Annotated in this window: 14 protein-coding genes; 6 read left to right on the top strand and 8 right to left on the bottom strand. The window is 62.2% G+C overall.

All coding sequences use genetic code 11. The annotated features are described in order from the left end of the window. Positions 1-37: 37 nt before the first annotated feature. Positions 38-619 (bottom strand): TetR/AcrR family transcriptional regulator, encoded by a 582-nt coding sequence (locus PYR65_RS26215; protein WP_276122245.1) that lies wholly within the window; start codon positions 617-619, stop codon positions 38-40. A gap of 118 nt (positions 620-737) precedes the next feature. Here PYR65_RS26215 and PYR65_RS26210 point away from each other — a divergent pair, with 118 nt between their 5' ends. Then, positions 738-1,946, top strand: a complete 1,209-nt coding sequence (locus PYR65_RS26210) for an MFS transporter (protein ID WP_276122244.1) — start codon at positions 738-740, stop codon at positions 1,944-1,946. A 5-nt stretch (positions 1,947-1,951) separates the two neighbouring features. Here the strand turns inward: PYR65_RS26210 and PYR65_RS26205 are convergent, their stop codons facing one another. The 6 genes from PYR65_RS26205 to PYR65_RS26180 form a co-directional block, all read right to left on the bottom strand. Next, on the bottom strand, positions 1,952-3,565 hold the full coding sequence (locus PYR65_RS26205) for a 5-guanidino-2-oxopentanoate decarboxylase (protein WP_276122243.1): 1,614 nt from the start codon (positions 3,563-3,565) through the stop codon (positions 1,952-1,954). A gap of 75 nt (positions 3,566-3,640) precedes the next feature. Then, positions 3,641-4,447 (bottom strand): ABC transporter permease, encoded by an 807-nt coding sequence (locus tag PYR65_RS26200; protein ID WP_276122242.1) that lies wholly within the window; start codon positions 4,445-4,447, stop codon positions 3,641-3,643. A 4-nt stretch (positions 4,448-4,451) separates the two neighbouring features. Beyond that, complete coding sequence (locus tag PYR65_RS26195; protein WP_276122241.1) at positions 4,452-5,279, bottom strand: ABC transporter permease; 828 nt, start codon at positions 5,277-5,279, stop codon at positions 4,452-4,454. A gap of 183 nt (positions 5,280-5,462) precedes the next feature. After that, positions 5,463-6,542 carry an ABC transporter substrate-binding protein gene (locus PYR65_RS26190; RefSeq protein ID WP_276122240.1) on the bottom strand — a complete coding sequence of 360 codons (1,080 nt, stop codon included), beginning with the start codon at positions 6,540-6,542 and terminating at the stop codon, positions 5,463-5,465. 78 nt (positions 6,543-6,620) lie between these two features. Further along, a complete protein-coding gene (locus tag PYR65_RS26185) occupies positions 6,621-7,694 on the bottom strand; it encodes an ABC transporter ATP-binding protein (RefSeq protein WP_276122239.1) in 1,074 nt (357 codons plus the stop codon). A gap of 120 nt (positions 7,695-7,814) precedes the next feature. Next, entirely contained in the window at positions 7,815-8,711 is an 897-nt protein-coding gene (locus tag PYR65_RS26180) for a LysR substrate-binding domain-containing protein (protein WP_276122238.1), read from the bottom strand. Between the two features lie 158 nt (positions 8,712-8,869). Here PYR65_RS26180 and PYR65_RS26175 point away from each other — a divergent pair, with 158 nt between their 5' ends. The 5 genes from PYR65_RS26175 to ggt all read left to right on the top strand — a co-directional run bounded on the left by PYR65_RS26175 (position 8,870) and on the right by ggt (position 15,985). Then, positions 8,870-10,456 (top strand): zinc-binding metallopeptidase family protein, encoded by a 1,587-nt coding sequence (locus PYR65_RS26175; RefSeq protein WP_407951368.1) that lies wholly within the window; start codon positions 8,870-8,872, stop codon positions 10,454-10,456. A 1-nt stretch (position 10,457) separates the two neighbouring features. After that, positions 10,458-11,375: a dimethylarginine dimethylaminohydrolase family protein gene (locus PYR65_RS26170; protein ID WP_276122237.1), complete on the top strand. Its 918-nt coding sequence runs from the start codon at positions 10,458-10,460 to the stop codon at positions 11,373-11,375. Positions 11,376-11,563: 188 nt separating this feature from the next. Next, positions 11,564-12,736 carry an alpha-hydroxy acid oxidase gene (locus tag PYR65_RS26165; RefSeq protein ID WP_276122235.1) on the top strand — a complete coding sequence of 391 codons (1,173 nt, stop codon included), beginning with the start codon at positions 11,564-11,566 and terminating at the stop codon, positions 12,734-12,736. 16 nt (positions 12,737-12,752) lie between these two features. Further along, a complete protein-coding gene (locus tag PYR65_RS26160; RefSeq protein ID WP_276122233.1) occupies positions 12,753-14,129 on the top strand; it encodes an FAD-binding oxidoreductase in 1,377 nt (458 codons plus the stop codon). A gap of 110 nt (positions 14,130-14,239) precedes the next feature. Continuing rightward, a complete protein-coding gene (gene ggt, locus PYR65_RS26155; protein WP_276122232.1) occupies positions 14,240-15,985 on the top strand; it encodes a gamma-glutamyltransferase in 1,746 nt (581 codons plus the stop codon). A gap of 150 nt (positions 15,986-16,135) precedes the next feature. On the opposite strand, the gene PYR65_RS26150 is transcribed toward ggt, so the two are convergent. Next, positions 16,136-16,735 (bottom strand): alpha/beta hydrolase, encoded by a 600-nt coding sequence (locus PYR65_RS26150; RefSeq protein WP_276122231.1) that lies wholly within the window; start codon positions 16,733-16,735, stop codon positions 16,136-16,138. Positions 16,736-16,774: the final 39 nt, after the last annotated feature.

The following is a 16,774-nucleotide window of genomic DNA, read 5'->3' as shown; positions in this document are numbered from 1 at the left end:
AATGTTTTTACAAAGGTATTACATTGGCAAGCCAAGTTCAAGATGAAGCGCTCGAACGCCATTGCGGCATCATCCGCTCGACCAGCGCTGAAACCTTGCCTGCAGTGGGCGGTGCGTCGTCGAACAGGATGCGGTACATGATCGGGGCGACCACGGCGTCGATCACTGTCTCCACATCCGGAAAGTCTTCGCCGCGCTCCCGCGCGCGTCCGGCAATGACCTGCAGCTGTTCGCGGGTATAGCCGCAGCATTTTCCGGCGTTGCGGCTGTCGGTTGCGACGCTGGACAGGACATCGCGGATCATGGCGCGGCCAGGCCCCGAGGCCATTTCGTCCGCATATTGCTCCGCCCATTGCATCAGATCGGTGCGCGCCGACCCGGTATCCTTGGGCGGTGCATCCGGGCGCAGCCGCTCGACGGCAACGTCAGCCAGAAGCTCCTGCAGGTCGCCCCAGCGCCGGTAGATCGTCGAGGGCGTGACGCCGGCTTCGGCTGCAATCAGCGGGATGGTCACGTCGCTGCGGTCCGTCGCCACCAGAAGACTGCGCACAGCCTGGTGCACCGAGGCCTGCACGCGAGCGCTGCGTCCGCCCGGCCGGATATTTTCCCGTATGTTCATCGGCGCCATCTCCGCTCAATGTTATCAGCACAATCGCTAAAGCAAATAATTTGCTTTTATATCGCAGTCGCGCTACAAGAGCTAACGCAATATTTTAGCTTTTAGGGACAATAGTGCCATGTCGAGCAAAAGTGAACCGGTTTCCGGCGATTTTTCACCCGCCAAACGGCTGTGGGCGCTGAGCTTTCACGCAGCAACCCTGATCACGTTCCTCGCCGCCTCGGCTGCGCCCACCCCACTTTATCATCTCTATCAGGAGAGCTGGCATTTCTCGCCCATCCTGCTCACCTTCATCTTCAGCGTCTATGCGTTCAGCCTGCTGACGACGCTGCTGATTGTCGGCTCCCTGTCCGATCATATCGGCCGGCGCCCCGTCATCTTCGCTGCCATCCTCTTGCAGGCTGCCGCCATGCTGCTGTTCATGCTGGCAGACAGCCCCTCCTGGCTGATCGCCGCCCGCATCGTCCAGGGCATCGCCACCGGAGCTGCAAGCGGCGCCATCGGCGCGGCTCTGGTCGACGCCAACAAGGTCAGCGGCCCGATCGTCAACAGCATCTCGCCGCTGCTCGGCATGGCGGTGGGTGCGCTGGGTGCCGGCGCGCTCGTGCAGTTTGCGCCCGATCCGATGCGTCTCGTCTATCTCGTGCTGTTTGCAGCCTTGCTGGCGCAGGCCGTCTTTGTGTGGAGCGTTCCCGAAACGGCTATGTCCAAGCCCGGCGCGCTGGCATCGCTGCGTCCGCATGTCGGCGTGCCGCCGCAGGTCCGCCCGTCGCTGATGGCGATCACGCCCATCAACATCTCGATCTGGTCGCTCGGTGGCTTCTATCTCTCGCTGATGCCGTCGCTTGTGGGTGCCGCCACCGGCAATCATTCGCCGATGACAGGCGGCCTGACGGTCGCAGCCCTGACGCTGAGCGGCGCGCTCGCCGTCTTCTTCCGCCGTCAGAAGCCCGCCCGTTCCAATCTCACGCTCGGCGTTTTAACCATGATGATCGGACTGCTGATCGTCGTCGCCGGCGTCCATACCGGCTGGGTGGCTCTGTTGTTTGCCGGCACGATCATCGCCGGAACCGGTTTCGGCGCCTGCTTCCTCGGTGCGGTCAGCACGATCATGCCGCTGGCCAAGCCGGAAGAACGCGCCGGTCTGCTCTCGGCCTATTATGTCCAGAGTTATCTGGCCTTCAGCATTCCCGCCATTCTCGCGGGCTTCCTGTCGCGCGCCGTCGGGCTGACCATGACCGCGGATATCTATGTCTGCGTTATCATCGTTCTGACATCGGCCGGCTATGCCGCAATGTCGCTTGCCCGGGTGCAGCCTGCTGGATAAATGCCTTACGCTCCTTCAGCTGCGGCCTCAGCGCGAAAATCGTCGCCGAACACCAGCATCGTCGGCACATCCCGCTTTGCCGCCGCCTCCAACGCCGGTTTCAAGCCCTTAAAGCTTTCCAGCCGCTGCGCATGCCAGCCATAGGCACGGCCGATGGCGATGAAATCGGGAGTGTGCAGATCGACGCCGAGCGGTGGGATGTTCTTCGCCACCATATAGGATTTGATCTCGCCGTAACCGCCATTGTCGTGCAGCATGAGGATCACAGGCGCCTTCGCCTCCATCGCCGAGGCAAGCTCGGCGAGCGAAAACTGCAAGCCGCCATCTCCCGCCAGCACCACCACCGGACGGTCCGGCTGCCCGATCTTGGCGCCGATGCCGGCCGGCAGGCCATAGCCAAGCGTGCCGTAACCGGTCGCCGAATTGAAATAGGAGCCGGGCGAGGCCGCCACATATGCGGTATTCCCGGCATAGACCAGCTGGGTGGAATCCCCGGCGATCAGCACGCCGGGCAACGTATCACGGATCGCCTCCAGAATGATCAGGTCGTTGATCATGGCGGTGGGAATATCGTGGTGGACGCGCGTTTCGACTTCAGCCACGCGCAGGGCACCGTCATGCACACGCTCGGACACCAGAGCTGCCAAACCGTCCGCGCAAGCCGCTGAATCGCCGACAATGCCGATTTCGGGCGCGCGCGTCCGCATCAGTTGTGCCGGGTCGATATCGACGCGAATGAAGGTTCCGGGAATGGAAAAGAACCCGTCCTCGTACATGTCGTAATCGGTGGCCCCAAGCTCCGTGCCGATGCCGAGCACCACATCGGCCGCCTCGATCAGCGCACGGGTGGCCGGCATGCTGGCAGAAAAATTGACCGCCAGCGTATGTCCCGGCGGCAGAATGCCCCGGCCATTGGTCGTCATCACCACCGGCGCATCGAGCCTTTCGGCCAGCGCCCGGATCTGCGCCGCCGCACCAATGGCGCCGCCTCCTGCCAAGATCACCGGTGCCTTCGCCGCATCCAGAGCCGCTGCCGCCGCGCTCAACGCGTTTGCATCCCCAGCCGGCCGCGACAGGCGCAACGGCTTGTCCGCAACGGTCAGATGATCAGCCGGAGCCAGCATGACATTGATCGGAAGCTCGATATGAACGGGCCTCGGCCGGGCACTGTCGAAGATCGCAAAGGCGCGCGCCAAAGCCGGCGCAAGATCCTCCGGCCGGTTGACGGTGCAGCTGAAGGCCGAGACGCCGCTGACCAGCGCCTGCTGGTTGGGCAGTTCATGCAGCCATCCCTCGCCTGATCCCATCCGGCCGTGGGCATTGACGGTCGAGATCACCAGCATCGGTATGCTGTCGCCGTAAGCCTGCCCCATCGCGGTAACGATATTGGTCATGCCCGGCCCGGTGATGATGAAGCAGACGCCCGGCTTGCCGGTCGCGCGCGCATAACCATCCGCCATGAACCCCGCCCCTTGTTCGTGGCGCGGCGTCACATGCCGGATTTCGCTGCCCGCCAGCCCGCGATAGAGCTCGACCGTATGCACGCCCGGAATGCCAAAGACGGTATCGACGCCATAGGAGGTGAGCAGTTTCGTCAGATACATACCGGTACTGATCATGCGGATAGTCCTCGTCTCATTCTTTGCTATACAATTGTATAATTTAACCGCGCGCAAGACCGGCGCGGGCTTCTCTCAGGATTTGCGGGAAAGCTTGAGGGTAAAGGCGGTTTTCACCAGAATGACCGTGATGACGATACCGATCAGGATGACCGAGATCGCGGCAATGGCCGGATCGATATTGTCGCGCAGCCCCATCCACATCATCCTCGGCAGGGTCACGGCATCAACGCTGGTGATGAACAGTGTCACGCCGATTTCTTCCCAGGAGAGCACAAAGGACAGGAAGAAGGCGGTGAAGATACCGAACTTGATATTGGGCAAAATGACCTTGAACACCCGCTGGCTGACCGAAGCGCCGAAACCGCGCGCGGCCAGATCGATGCGCCGGTCCACCTGCGCCAAGGCAACGGTCACCATCACCACCGCGAACGGCGCGATCATCACAGCATGGGCGATGGCGACGCCCACCCAGGTATCGTAGGCCACGACATCGTTGACCTTGGACAGCGTCGTCAGGAAGAAATACAGCGTGATGGCGGAGACGACAGGCGGCGCCACCATCGGCAAAAGCACGAAGCCGAACAGCAGGCTGCCGAACCACGGCCGGAACATCCAGATGCCGAGACTGAACATCAGCGCCAGAAGCGTCGCGATCACCGAACTGAGAATACCGATGCGCAGGCTGAGCCAGATGCTTTGCAGCCAGGCGGGATTGTCGAGAAGCGCCTGATAGTGCCGGAGCGACCACACATCGGTCGGCATCGACAGAAAGCGCGCCGGGGTAAAGGAGACCGGCACGACCGCAATCAGCGGCAGGAGCAGGAACAGCGCCACCGCAAAGGCGAGGAAAACGGCAATCGGCGTGGGTTTCATCGACATCGGCTCAACCCAGCATCTTGTTGGGCCGCACAAGGCGCAGCATCAGGATCAAAAGTGCTGCGACAATCAGCATGAGGATGACGCTGATCGCAGCGCCCAGCCCCCAGTCCGGGCTCTGGAAGAGGCGCAGGTAGATCAGTTCCGCAATCATGACGCTGCGGCCGCCACCCAGGATCGCCGGTGTGATGAAAAAGCCGAGGGCGAAGACGAACACCATCAACCCGGCGCCGAGAATGCCGGGCAGCGTCATCGGCACGAAGATCGACCAGAAGATCCTGAGCCGCGATGCCCCCATGCCGCGGGCCGCCAGAAACACCCGCTCGTCCAGGCTGCGCATGGCGGATGCGATCGGAAAGACGGCAAACGGTATGAGAAAATGCATCATGCCGAGCGCGACGCCGAACTCGTTGCGCACCATGGTGAGCGGCTCGGAAATAATGCCGGCCGCCTGCAGCCAGGTATTGATCAGCCCGCGATTGGACAAAAGCGCTACCCAGCCGAAGGCGCGCGTCAAGACCGAAATCCAGAACGGAATAAGGATACAAAGCTCCGTCACCAGCCGCTGCGCCGGCGTACCGCGCACCCAGACATAGGCAATCGCATAGGCAGCCGCGACAGCGCAGAAGGTGACGATCAGGCAGATGCGGAAGGTGCGGAAAAACACCGACTGGATCAGTGGATCGGTGACGGCCTTGCCATATTGCGAAAACCCGGGCTCCGGCAGGGTGACACTCCACTGCATGACGCCGAGGAAGGGCACGAGATAGGCAAGGCCGAGAAACAGCACGAGAGGGCCGAGCAGGAGCACCGGTTTCAGTCTGTCGGATGTCATGGCGGTGCTCCTTTCTATGATGCGGACTTGATACGATGGCGGGGTCAGGCCCCCTCTTCTCCCCGCCGGGGAGAAGGTGGCGCGTAGCGCCGGATGAGGGGGCGGCAGGCCCTGAATTCGCCGCCCCCTCATCGCCTCACTGCGTTCGGCACTTCTCCCCGAAGAGGAGAAGAGGAAAACCGCTTAAGCCGAAATAATCTTCGTATACTCATCCAAAGCCGGACCGTAATTGGTCTCGTACCAGGCCATGTCGAGGGCGATCTGCTTGGACATATTGGCCGGATCGACGGGGCTGAGGCGGGCCTGTTCCGGAGACAGCAGCGCATCGGCGGCCGGGTTTGCCGGGCCCTGGCCGAGCATCTCGAACATGATGACCTGCTTCTTCGGGTCCTGCGCCGAGGCGATGAACTTCATCGCTGCGTCCTTTCCGCCCGGATTGCCCTTGATCACGCCCATGGCACCGGGCGAGATCAGGCCCTGGTCCCACACGAACTTGATCGAACCGCCGGAATCCTTTTCAATCAGCCCGGCGCGGGTCGACCAGATCAGCGCCATCGAGGCCTCGCCGTTCAGAAGCACCGACTGGCTCTCGGCGCCGCCACCCCAATAGGAAACGATGTTGTCCTTGAAAGCCTCGATCTTCTTGTGGGCGCGCTCGAGATCAAGCGGGTAGAGCTTTGCGGGCTCCACACCATCGGCGAGAAGTGCCGCTTCCCACATGCCCGCACCCCATTTATAGAGCGAGCGCTTGCCGGGGAATTTTTCCACATCGAAGAAATCCGCCATGCCGGCCGGCACCTTGTCGCCGAACTTCGAGGCGTCATAGGCGATGATATAGGAAAAGAAATAGGTCGAGGCGGCATATTCCCAGCCGAAGCCTTCGCGCATCTTTGCCTTGTCGACGATCGCGTAATCGATCGGCTCCATCATGCCTTTCTTGCCGAGCGCTTCTGCCGAGAAGGGATCGATATCGACGATATCCCAGGCCGGCTTGCCGCTTGAAAACTGGGCCGCGACAGCGCCTTCCGTCGGGCCGGAGCCGTCCTGCTTCACGGTGACGCCGGCTTCTTCCTTGAAGGGCGCGCCATAGGCTTTGTCATAGGCTGGACCGGCATCGCCGCCCCAGTTGACGAAGACCAGTTCGCCTTCCGCCGCCCAGCCGCGCGTCGCACCAAGCGCGATCGGGCTGACCGACAGAAACAGGGCTGCCAGCTGGGTAAATCTGCGGCGGGACATGCCGCCATTGGCCAATATTTCGCTCATGCCGTTCTCCTCTGGTTTTTGCGGCGCGCCTTTATCGGCGTCGCTCGTGTCATGCACGTTCAGGCACGTTCAAAGCACTTACAGAAAGAAACCCTGGTTGGCGGGCCAGCCGGCCCAGACCTGCCGTCCCGGCTGGAAGGCGCTTTTCACCTCCCGCGTCGGCATTTGCAAAACGAGATCGATGCCCCCCGGCGTTTTCAGGCCAAAGCGCGTTTCGGCACCGAGATAGGTGATGTCGCCAATCTCGGCCTTCAGCATATTGCCCTCGGGCGGCGCCTGCTCGAACATCACCATATGTTCCGGCCGGATGGCGAAATGTTCGCTGACAGACTGACCGGGCGCTGAAATCCGCATCGGATGTCCCTCGAACAACCCCTCGGCACCATCCGCCGTTGCTTTGACGGCTGACAGCGACAGGAAATTCACATCGCCCAGAAATTCCGCCACGAACCGGTTTGCCGGCCGCTCGTAGACATCCTTCGGCGTGCCCAGCTGCTGCAACTTGCCGTGATTGAAAATCCCGATGCGGGTCGAGAGCGCCAAGGCCTCGGACTGGTCGTGAGTGACGAAGACGAAGGTCGTGCCGGTCTCCTGATGCAGCCGCCGGACCTCTTCCTGCATCGAGGACCGCAGATTCTTGTCGAGTGCGGAAAACGGCTCGTCGAGCAAAAGCACCGAAGGCTCGAACACCAGGGCGCGCGCCAGCGCCACACGCTGCTGCTGGCCGCCGGACAATCCGGATGGCCGCTTCTTTTCATGCCCGCGCAGGCCGACACGATCGATGATCCGATCGACGCTGCTCTTGATGTCAGTGTCAGCGCGTCCCTGCACCTGCAGCGGAAAGGCAATGTTCTGCTCGACCGTCATATGCGGAAACAGCGCATAGCCCTGGAAGACCATGCCGAAAGCGCGCTTTTCGGCGGGGACGGTGGTGATATCCGCGCCGTTCTTGCGAAGCGTCCCCGATGTCGGCGTCTCGAAGCCGGCCAGGATCATCAGGAAGGTGCTTTTGCCAGAGCCGGAGGGGCCGAGAAGTGTCAGGAACTCACCGGAGCCGATGGTCAGCGAGATATCGCTCAGGGCATGGAAATCGCCATAGGCCTTGCCTATCCCGCTCGCTGCGATTTCGGCCGCCTCGTGTCCGCTCTTCATCGACGCTCCTTTTCCAACCCCCGAAATCGTATGGGCGTTTGAGCGGCAGGACAAACGAAATCTTTTCCCCGCTTGGACAAATATAATTTGCCAAAAGCCGCCTTCTCCCCACGCCGTTGCCTAGGCATCTGCGTCATTTTTAAGCATTTCCGAGCGCAGCCAAGAACTGAAGGCCACCACGGCCTGGTTGTCGGCCTTGGCCTCCGATGTCACCAGGTAATAGGAGCGGCTGGAATTGATGCTGATATCGAAGGGCTGCACCAATTGCCCGCTGTTCATGGCGTGCCGGCAGGTAAAGCGGTCGCCCACGGCAACCCCCTGTCCCGACAAAGTCGCGGCGAAAACCAGGTTCATGTCGGAAAACACGATGCCGGTCGACGCGTAGCTCTGGTCCACCCCCGCCAATGCCAGCCAGGTCTCCCAGTCCTCGTAGTCGGTGAGGTGCAGCAGGCACATCTTCTTGATATCGCTGGGGTCGTTCAACCCGCCGATCTTGTTCAAGAGGACCGGGCTGCAGAGCGGCGCAAACTCCACCTCGATGATCAGTTCCACCTGCATCGACGGCCAGTTTCCCGTGCCGAATGCGATGAAAACATCGACATCGGGATTGCTGATATCGTCGAGCCGGCGCGGCGTGACGATGGAGATGCGCACATCCGGATAGGCGTCGCGGAAATGCGAGATGTAATTGCACAACCAGTTGGAGGCAAAGCCCGGCGGGCAGCTGACGGTGATCGAACCGCTGACGCCGCGGCTGGCATGGCGCGAGGCCGACCCCGCAATGGCGTTCAGCGCCTGCCTGATATCCGCGGCATATCCCAGCCCCTGCTCGGTCAATTCGATGCGCGTGCCGACCCGGTTGAAGATCTGGAAGCCGAGCTCCCGCTCCAGCAGGCGCAGCTGATGGCTGATGGCGCTGCGCGTCAGGTTGAGTTCGTCGGCAGCCTTCCAGACCGTGCCATGGCGTGCAAAACTCTCCAGCGCCCGCAAAGCCTGTGTCGATGGAATTCTCTGCATCGGCGCCCTCCTGATAATGGCGAAAGGCTAGTCCGGATTTTGAGCATTGGCGAACTTAATTTGTCGAAGGCGGGAAAACATTTCACTTTTTCAAAGATTGGATCGGCGCTTAACTGATCGCAGCAACTCAGCCGATCCCTCCAGCGAAACGAACCCTCGTGCCGATATCCGCCGCCCAGACCTCAGCCCTGAGCTATGTCGAGACCATCCGGGCCGACCTGTCGGACTGGACGGCGCGGATCTTCTCGTTTGGCGAAACCGCCTGGCGTGAATATGAATCGGCCGCCTGGTATGTCGATCTCCTGCGCAAACAGGGCTTTTCCGTCGAGGAATGCTCAGCCGGCATGCCGACAGCCTTCTCGGCCGAATGGAGCAACGGTCCCGGCCCCGTCATCGGCATGTATGCGGAATATGACGCGGTACCCGGCAATTGCCAGGCGGCCACGACGCGCCGCGAACCGCGCGAAAACCTGAGTTTTGAGGCGGGAGGCCATACCGATCCGCATTCGGCGCTGGGTATCGGCGCACTCGGCGGCCTGCTCGCCACCAAGGCGGCGATGCAGCGGCACGATATCAAGGGCATCCTGCGCTTCACCGGCGAACCGGCGGAAAAAGTGCGCGGCTCCAAGCCGATCCACGCGGCCAAGGGCTATTATGACGGATTGGACGGCATGTTTTCGTTCCACCCGTTCTACATGCTGCCAATGTGCAATACGGTGCGCTGGGATACCCATTGTGGTGCTGCCTATTCGATGATCTACCGCTTCATCTGCGACCAGCCGGAAGCCTGGGGCCGCAGCGACGATGCGCCGATCCCGCAATCGCATTCCGCCGTGCGCGCGCCCGGTGCCAACGATGCGCTGATGACCATGTACATGGCGTCCAAGGCACTGCGCGATTCGATGCTTACCCATCAGGGCGGCTGGTCGATCAGCGAGGCGATCCTGACGGCGGGCCAGGCAACCGCAGACAACCTGCCGGCAGGCCTTGCCGAAATCCAATATATGATCCGCGTGCCAACCATCGCCATGGCCGAGCAAGTGGCCTCGGTGCTCGACCGCAATGCCGCAGCGGCGGCTACCATGACCGGCTGCCGCTACGAACGCCACTGGGTTTCCAAATCCCGGCCCGGGCTTGCCAACCACGCGATGGCCAATCTCGTCTGGGACGCCCTGCAGAGCGTCGGCCCGCCGCGCTGGGACGCGGCCGCAAGGACCGCCGCCCGCGAAATTCAGGCAAACCTGGGCGTCGAGACAATGGAAAATCCTTTCATCGACGAGATGGAAAAGCTGATTTCACCGCAGGACGCAGAAGCCATCCTGCGGCGCGATCTCGCCCCGTCGCAGCTGAATTCCACCTCGGACGATTATACCGACATGAGCTGGCACGCGCCGACTGCCCGCTTCTACATCGCCCGTCCGGCGCTGAAGGCACCGGCGGATTACACCTATCCCGTCTGGGTCTCCAATGCGCTCGGCGGCATACCGGCCACCATCGATCCGACCGTGCTCTGCGCCGCCAAGACGATTGCGGTCTCTGCCATCCGGCTTTTGCAAGACGATACTCTTCGCAAAGCCGCCAAAACCGAGTTTAACGAGCGCACCGGTGGCGGCATCGGCGGATTAAAGTGGATCCCGCCTCTTTGCGATTACGAACCCCCCATCCATTTCCGCTGGCCCGAATATGTGACCACCGCCCGTGGCCGCGACTGGTGGATCCCCAAACCCTCAACCCCGGAGGCATGACATGCAGTTCAACGAGCCTTTTTCGCTTCAGCGCCGCAATCCGAAAGGCGGCACCGCGCCGCTTACCCGCTGGGGCTTCAAGAACGAGACCGATCCCTTGAGCGACGTTCTGCTCGGCTCGCCGGCGCATCTGCGGCACCTCTCCACCAGTTCGCTGTCGCGCAAGCATCTGCGCGAGGCGCCCTGCAATATCCAGGTGGCGCAGTCGCAGCACAAGGAATTGGTCTCGGCCTATGAGCATTTCGGCGTTAAGATCCACTGGCATGAGCCGACGCCGGAGCTGCCGATGCAGGTCTATTCGCGCGATTCGAGCGTCATGACCCCCTATGGCGCCATCATCACCGCCATGGCCAACTGGTGGCGGCGCGGCGAAAACTATGCCGCCATCCGCACCTATGAAAAGCTCGGCATTCCCATCTATGACATGGTGACGGCAGGCACCTTCGAGGGCGGCGATTTCAACGTGATCGAGGACGGCGTCGTGCTGATCGGCTGCGGCGGCGCCCGCACGCAGGAGGAAGGCGCCCGTCAGGTGGAGGACTGGTTCAAAAAGGAGGGCTGGGAAACCCGCCTTGCCTTCATTGACGAATATTATGTGCATATCGACCTGATGGTCGTGCCGATCGCGCCCAAGCTGACGGCCGTCTGCCTTGCCTGCACGGAACCGGGCATTGTCGATTGGCTGAAGGCCAAGGGCCACGAAATCATCGACGTGCCCTTCCAGGACACGATGGCACTGGGCTGCAATTTCATGTCGCTCGGCCGCGACCGCGTCATCGCCCCGATATCGTCAAAGACATTGATCGACAAACTGCGCGCCCGCGGCTTCGAAGTCGCCGCCGTCGATATGAGCGAAATCTCCAAGACCGGCGGCGGCATCCATTGCATGGCGCAGGCTCTGGTCCGGGAAGCGGCGTAGGGCTCCTCAGAAAGGCCCCTCATCCGCCCTTCGGGCACCTTCTCCCCGCTGGGCGGGGCGAAGGACAAGCGGCAAACTCTGTCATCCCCTCTCCCCGCATGCGGGGAGAGGGTTAGGGTGAGGGGCTTTCGGCCAACAGGCTAAACCCGCTAAGGTTCCCGGCGATTCGAGGAGCATCCGGACCAAGCATGACAGATCTTCACAGACGTTTTCCCTGCATCCCCGATATGGAGAAAGCGGCCGCGCGGCGCATGCCGGGCTTTGTACATGACTATCTGATCGGCGGCCTTGGCCGGGAAAGCGGCGTCCGGCGCAATGCTGAAGCTTTCGACACGATCGAACTGATGCCACGCTACCTGTCGGAAGCGCCCGCGCCGGATTTGAGCGTCACTGTGCTCGGAAAACGGTTCGATGCGCCGTTCGGCGTTGCCCCGCTCGGTCTTGCCGGCCTGCTCTGGCCAGGCTGCGAAGTGCCGATCGCGAAAGCGGCCAAGGCTCACAACATACCGCATGTGCTCTCGACTTTTGCCAATCGCGCCATGGAAACCATCGGACCGGTCACCGGCGACAATGGCTGGTTCCAGTTCTATCCGCCCAACGATCCGGCCATGGAAGCCGATATGCTCGTCCGTGCCGCCCGGTCCGGCTACCAGACGCTGGTTCTGACCGTCGATATCCCCGCGCCGACCCGCCGCGAGCGCGATATTCGCAACGGCATGTCCGTGCCGCCGATCCTCGATCTAAAGACGATGGTCCAGATCGCCACCCATCCGCATTGGGCAAGCCATGTGCTGCGCCACGGCATTCCCGATTTCGAAAACCTGTCGCCCTATTACCCCAAGGGTTCGTCGCTGAAACAGTCGGCTGAATTCGTCGGCCGCGTCATGACCGGTCATCTCGGCGCCGACCGCGTGCGCCGCATCCGCGATGCCTGGAAAGGCACGCTGCTGATCAAGGGCGTGCTCGACGTTTCGGAAGCGCAGGCCTATCTCTCCATGGGCGCCGACGGCCTGATCGTCTCCAATCACGGAGGCCGTCAGCTCGATGCGGCCCCTACCGCCATCTCCGTCCTGCCCGCCATTCGCGTGGCGCTGGGTCAAGGCGTGCTGATCGCCGCCGATGGCGGTATCCGCTCGGGCCTCGATGTCGCCCGCATGCTGGCGCTCGGCGCCGATTTTGTTCTGATCGGCCGCCCCTTCGTGTTTGCCAGCGCCGCGATGGGGGCCGCCGGTGGCGGTCATCTGATTGATATCCTCAAGGCTGAACTGTCCGGCGCGATGGCCCAGCTTGGCTGCCGGACGGTTGCCGAGCTGCCCTCCTTCCTCCATGCGCCCGCCCATTACGGTGCCCGGCAGGGCTGAAGCGGAGAAGAAAACCATGACCGTTATCGACGACCTGATCGAAGCCCTTGGTACAGACGTGGTGCTGACCGGCGAGGCCATCGGTGGCCGTTACCGCAGCGATGCCAGTGGCACCGGTAAAGCTCTACCGCTTGCCGTTTTGCGTCCCGCCAGCACCGGAGAGGTCGCAACCGCCCTTTTCATCTGCGACCGGCACTGCCAGCCCGTCGTGCCACAGGGCGGCCTCACCGGCCTTGCCGGCGGCGCCAATGCGCGCGCTGGCGATATCGCAATATCGCTGGAGCGCATGTCCGGCGTCGAGGAGATCGACATCGCCGCCGGCACCATGACCCTTCTGGCCGGCACGCCGCTCGAGGTGGCGCAGCTTGTCGCCGAAACCGCCGGCTTCCTGCTGCCGATCGATCTGGGTGCCCGCGGCTCCTGCCAGATCGGCGGCAATATCTCCACCAATGCCGGCGGCATCCGCGTGATCCGCCATGGCGTCACCCGTGACAATGTGCTGGGCCTCGAGGCGGTGCTGGCCGATGGCACCGTGCTGTCGTCGCTGAACCGCATGACCAAGAACAATACCGGCTATGATTTGCGCCAGTTGTTCATCGGCTCGGAAGGCACGCTCGGCATCGTCACGCGCGCCGTGCTGCGGCTGCGCCCCCTGCCCGCCTCCCGGCTGACCGCACTGTGCGCCATCGAAAGCTACGTGTCCGTCGTCGCGCTGCTCAAATCGGCCCAGCGCAGTCTTTCAGGCCTGTCGGCCTTCGAAGCCATGTGGCAAAGCTATTTCCGCTTCAACGCCGAAGCGCTCAATTTGACGTTCTTCGACAAGGCCTATCCGTTTGCCGTCATCATCGAACAGGATGTCGACGGCAGCGATGAGGACAAGGACCGTTTCGAGGCTTTCCTTGCCAAGGCTTTCGAAAATGGCCTGGTCACTGATGCGCTGATCGCCCAGTCGGAAAAGGAAGCCCGCGCCTTCTGGTCGGTGCGCGAGGGCCACATGATGGATCAGCTTCTGCCGGGCCTGATCAATCTCGACGTCAGCCTGCCGGTGGGACAGCTCGACGATTTCGCCGGCGATTGCGAAAGAGCGCTTTTGGCGCGTTTTCCCGCCGCCCACGTCTCCTTCTTCGGCCATGTCGGCGATAGCAACCTGCATGTGGCAGCTTGGATCAAGGCACCGCGCGATGAGGACCTGCATGAGATCGACGCCATCGCCTATGATCTCGTGCGCACATACAAGGGCTCGATCTCGGCCGAACACGGCATCGGCACGCTGAAGCGCGACTTCCTCGATCATTCCCGCAGCGAAGCGGAGATTGGCGTCATGCGCCGCATCAAGACGGCGCTCGATCCCAACGGCATCATGAACCCCGGCAAGGTCATTCCGCCGCGATAACACGATAGCAGGCTCCGGCGATTGCGGCTTTGCAGCATAGCAAAAGCTGGCATTGCCGGCCGATCTCGGCGAAGATGGCCGATCCGAAAACCGGAACCGGGAGAAACACCATGTTGCCTCACCCCCGTACCGGCGCGATTGCCGCGCTTATCGTTTCCATTGCTCTCTTACCGCTTAACCCCGCGGCAGCGGCCTCGCCCGAGCCCGTCAAGGCCGAACATGGCATGGTCGTCACCGCCCAGCATCTCGCTTCCGATGTCGGCGTCGAGGTCTTGAAGAAGGGCGGCAATGCCGTCGATGCGGCGGTTGCCGTCGGTTATGCGCTGGCCGTCGTCTATCCAACCGCCGGCAATATCGGCGGCGGCGGGTTCATGACCATCCGGCTGAAAGACGGCAAGACCACCTTCCTCGATTTCCGCGAACGCGCACCGCTCGCCGCCACCAAGACCATGTATCTCGACAGCAAGGGCGAGATCGTCAAGGGTGCCAGCACCGCCGGCTATCTGGCCGTCGGCGTGCCCGGCTCCGTCCTGGGCCTTGAGACGGCGCGGGAAAAATACGGCACGCTGTCTCGGCAGGAACTTTTGGCGCCCGCCATCCGCTTTGCCAAGGACGGTTTCGTGCTCGATCAGGGCGATGTCGCCTCGCTGCAGAACGGCGCCAAGAAACTGTCCATGGACAAGGCCGCCGCCGCAATCTTCCTCAAGCCCGACGGCAAGACGTTCTCGATCGGCGACACCCTGGTCCAGGCGGAGTTGGCCGCTAGCCTGGCCAGCATCTCGGAGAAAGGCCCGGACGCCTTCTACAAGGGGGCGATTGCCGGCGATATCGTCAAGGCGAGTGCGGCGACCGGCGGTATTCTCGCCAAGACCGATTTCGAGCAATACACGGTCCGGGAATTGAAACCCGTGACCTGCAATTATCGCGGCTATGAGATTGCCTCCTCGCCCCCGCCAAGCTCTGGCGGCGTCATCATCTGTGAAATCCTCAACGTGCTGGAAGGCTATCCACTCTCCTATCTCGGCTATGGCTCGGCCGAAACGGTGCATGCGATGGTCGAGGCGATGCGCCGTGCCTATGTCGATCGCAACTCGGCGCTCGGCGATCCCGATTTCGTCGAAAACCCCGTCGAAAAGCTCACGGACAAGGCCTATGCCAAGGAAATCCGCGCTCGGATCAATCCCTTCAAGGCTGGGATTTCGAAGGACCTGATGCCAAAGGGCATGGGCGAGAGCACCGAGACCACCCACTATTCGATCATCGACAATGACGGCAATGCGGTCGCGGTCACCTATACGCTGAACGGCTCGTTCGGTGCGGGCGTCGTTGCTCCGGGAACCGGTATCCTCCTCAACAACGAGATGGACGATTTCACCTCCAAGCCCGGTTCGCCCAATCTCTACGGCCTGGTCCAGGGGGAAGCCAATGCGATTGAACCGAAGAAAACGCCGCTGTCATCGATGAGCCCGACGATCATCTCCAAAGACGGCAAGCCGTTCATGGTCATCGGCAGTCCCGGCGGCGCGCGCATCATCACCATCACACTCGAAGCGATCATCAATGTCATCGACCATGGCATGAGCATCCAGGAAGCCATCGACGCCCCGCGCATCCATCATCAATGGCTGCCCGATAAAGTGTACATGGAACCCTTCGCGCTGTCGTCGGATACGCTGAAACTGCTGACGGAAATGGGCCATGACGTCGCCGTAGATCCGGGCTGGACCATCTGGGGCCAGGCGGCCGGGATCCTCGTCGGGGGCAAGAACCTGACCGAGATCGAGGAGGGCGGCGGCGCCCGCTACAACGGCGCCATGGACAGCCGCGCGACGTCGGGGGCTGCACGGGGGTATTGAGTGTTCACCCTCCCCTTGAGGGGGAGGGTCGGCACATCGTGCCGGGGTGGGGTGACTGCGGCGCACGCAATTGCCTGTTGAATATGCGGCCGTCACCCCCTCCCGCAGCTGCGCTGCGACCTCCCCCCTCAAGGGGGAGGTGAAAAAGCCTCACCCCAAAAACCGCTTGATCGCCTCGATCTCGTTCGGCCGGATATCATGCCCGCCCGTGTGCCATTCCATGTCGACCACCGCCTTCTGCGCCGCAAAATAATCGGCAAGGGCCTGTGTCAGCGGCGCCGGGCAGATCGGGTCGCGCTGGCCGGCGGTGATCAGGATTTGTCTTCCCACAAGCGCCGGATTGTCCTTCGGCTTGAAGGGAATGAGCGGATGCAGGAGGATCGCCTTGTTAAACAGGCTCGTCTCGATCAACAGGTTGGCGAGAATATTGGCGCCGTTGGAAAAGCCGAGGCCGATCACGTCCGAGGCTTCATGCTCTGCCGAGAGCCGCGCCACGAACTCCGCCATCTTGGTGGTCGCGCGGGCAAGATCCGTCATGTCGTAGACGCCCTCTGCGGTGCGGCGGAAGAAGCGCGCCGCGCCATGTTCCGACACGTCACCGCGCGGCGAGACGATCGTCGCATCCGCCAGCAGATCGCCGCCGAAATCGAAGAATTGCCGCTCGTCGCCGCCGGTCCCGTGAAAGACGAAAAAGATCGGATTTCCCGGTGCGCCGGCCTTCACCCGGTGCACATAGCCATAATCGGTCATGCTGTTTCTCCCTTGGCCTTCCAGCTTCTGTAAGCGCCG

The organism is Pararhizobium qamdonense (assembly GCF_029277445.1).
Lineage (GTDB): Bacteria > Pseudomonadota > Alphaproteobacteria > Rhizobiales > Rhizobiaceae > Pararhizobium > Pararhizobium qamdonense.
This window is presented reverse-complemented; position numbering and strand designations above follow the sequence as displayed.

Coding starts and splice junctions, on each gene's coding strand:
- PYR65_RS26160 (WP_276122233.1), top strand. CDS start 12,753: ATGACCGTTATCGACGACCTGATCGAAGCCCTTGGTACAGACGTGGTG.
- PYR65_RS26200 (WP_276122242.1), bottom strand. CDS start 4,447: ATGTCGATGAAACCCACGCCGATTGCCGTTTTCCTCGCCTTTGCGGTG.
- PYR65_RS26195 (WP_276122241.1), bottom strand. CDS start 5,279: ATGACATCCGACAGACTGAAACCGGTGCTCCTGCTCGGCCCTCTCGTG.
- PYR65_RS26150 (WP_276122231.1), bottom strand. CDS start 16,735: ATGACCGATTATGGCTATGTGCACCGGGTGAAGGCCGGCGCACCGGGA.
- PYR65_RS26170 (WP_276122237.1), top strand. CDS start 10,458: ATGCAGTTCAACGAGCCTTTTTCGCTTCAGCGCCGCAATCCGAAAGGC.
- PYR65_RS26185 (WP_276122239.1), bottom strand. CDS start 7,694: ATGAAGAGCGGACACGAGGCGGCCGAAATCGCAGCGAGCGGGATAGGC.
- PYR65_RS26215 (WP_276122245.1), bottom strand. CDS start 619: ATGAACATACGGGAAAATATCCGGCCGGGCGGACGCAGCGCTCGCGTG.
- PYR65_RS26210 (WP_276122244.1), top strand. CDS start 738: ATGTCGAGCAAAAGTGAACCGGTTTCCGGCGATTTTTCACCCGCCAAA.
- PYR65_RS26205 (WP_276122243.1), bottom strand. CDS start 3,565: ATGATCAGTACCGGTATGTATCTGACGAAACTGCTCACCTCCTATGGC.
- PYR65_RS26165 (WP_276122235.1), top strand. CDS start 11,564: ATGACAGATCTTCACAGACGTTTTCCCTGCATCCCCGATATGGAGAAA.
- PYR65_RS26180 (WP_276122238.1), bottom strand. CDS start 8,711: ATGCAGAGAATTCCATCGACACAGGCTTTGCGGGCGCTGGAGAGTTTT.
- ggt (WP_276122232.1), top strand. CDS start 14,240: ATGTTGCCTCACCCCCGTACCGGCGCGATTGCCGCGCTTATCGTTTCC.
- PYR65_RS26190 (WP_276122240.1), bottom strand. CDS start 6,542: ATGAGCGAAATATTGGCCAATGGCGGCATGTCCCGCCGCAGATTTACC.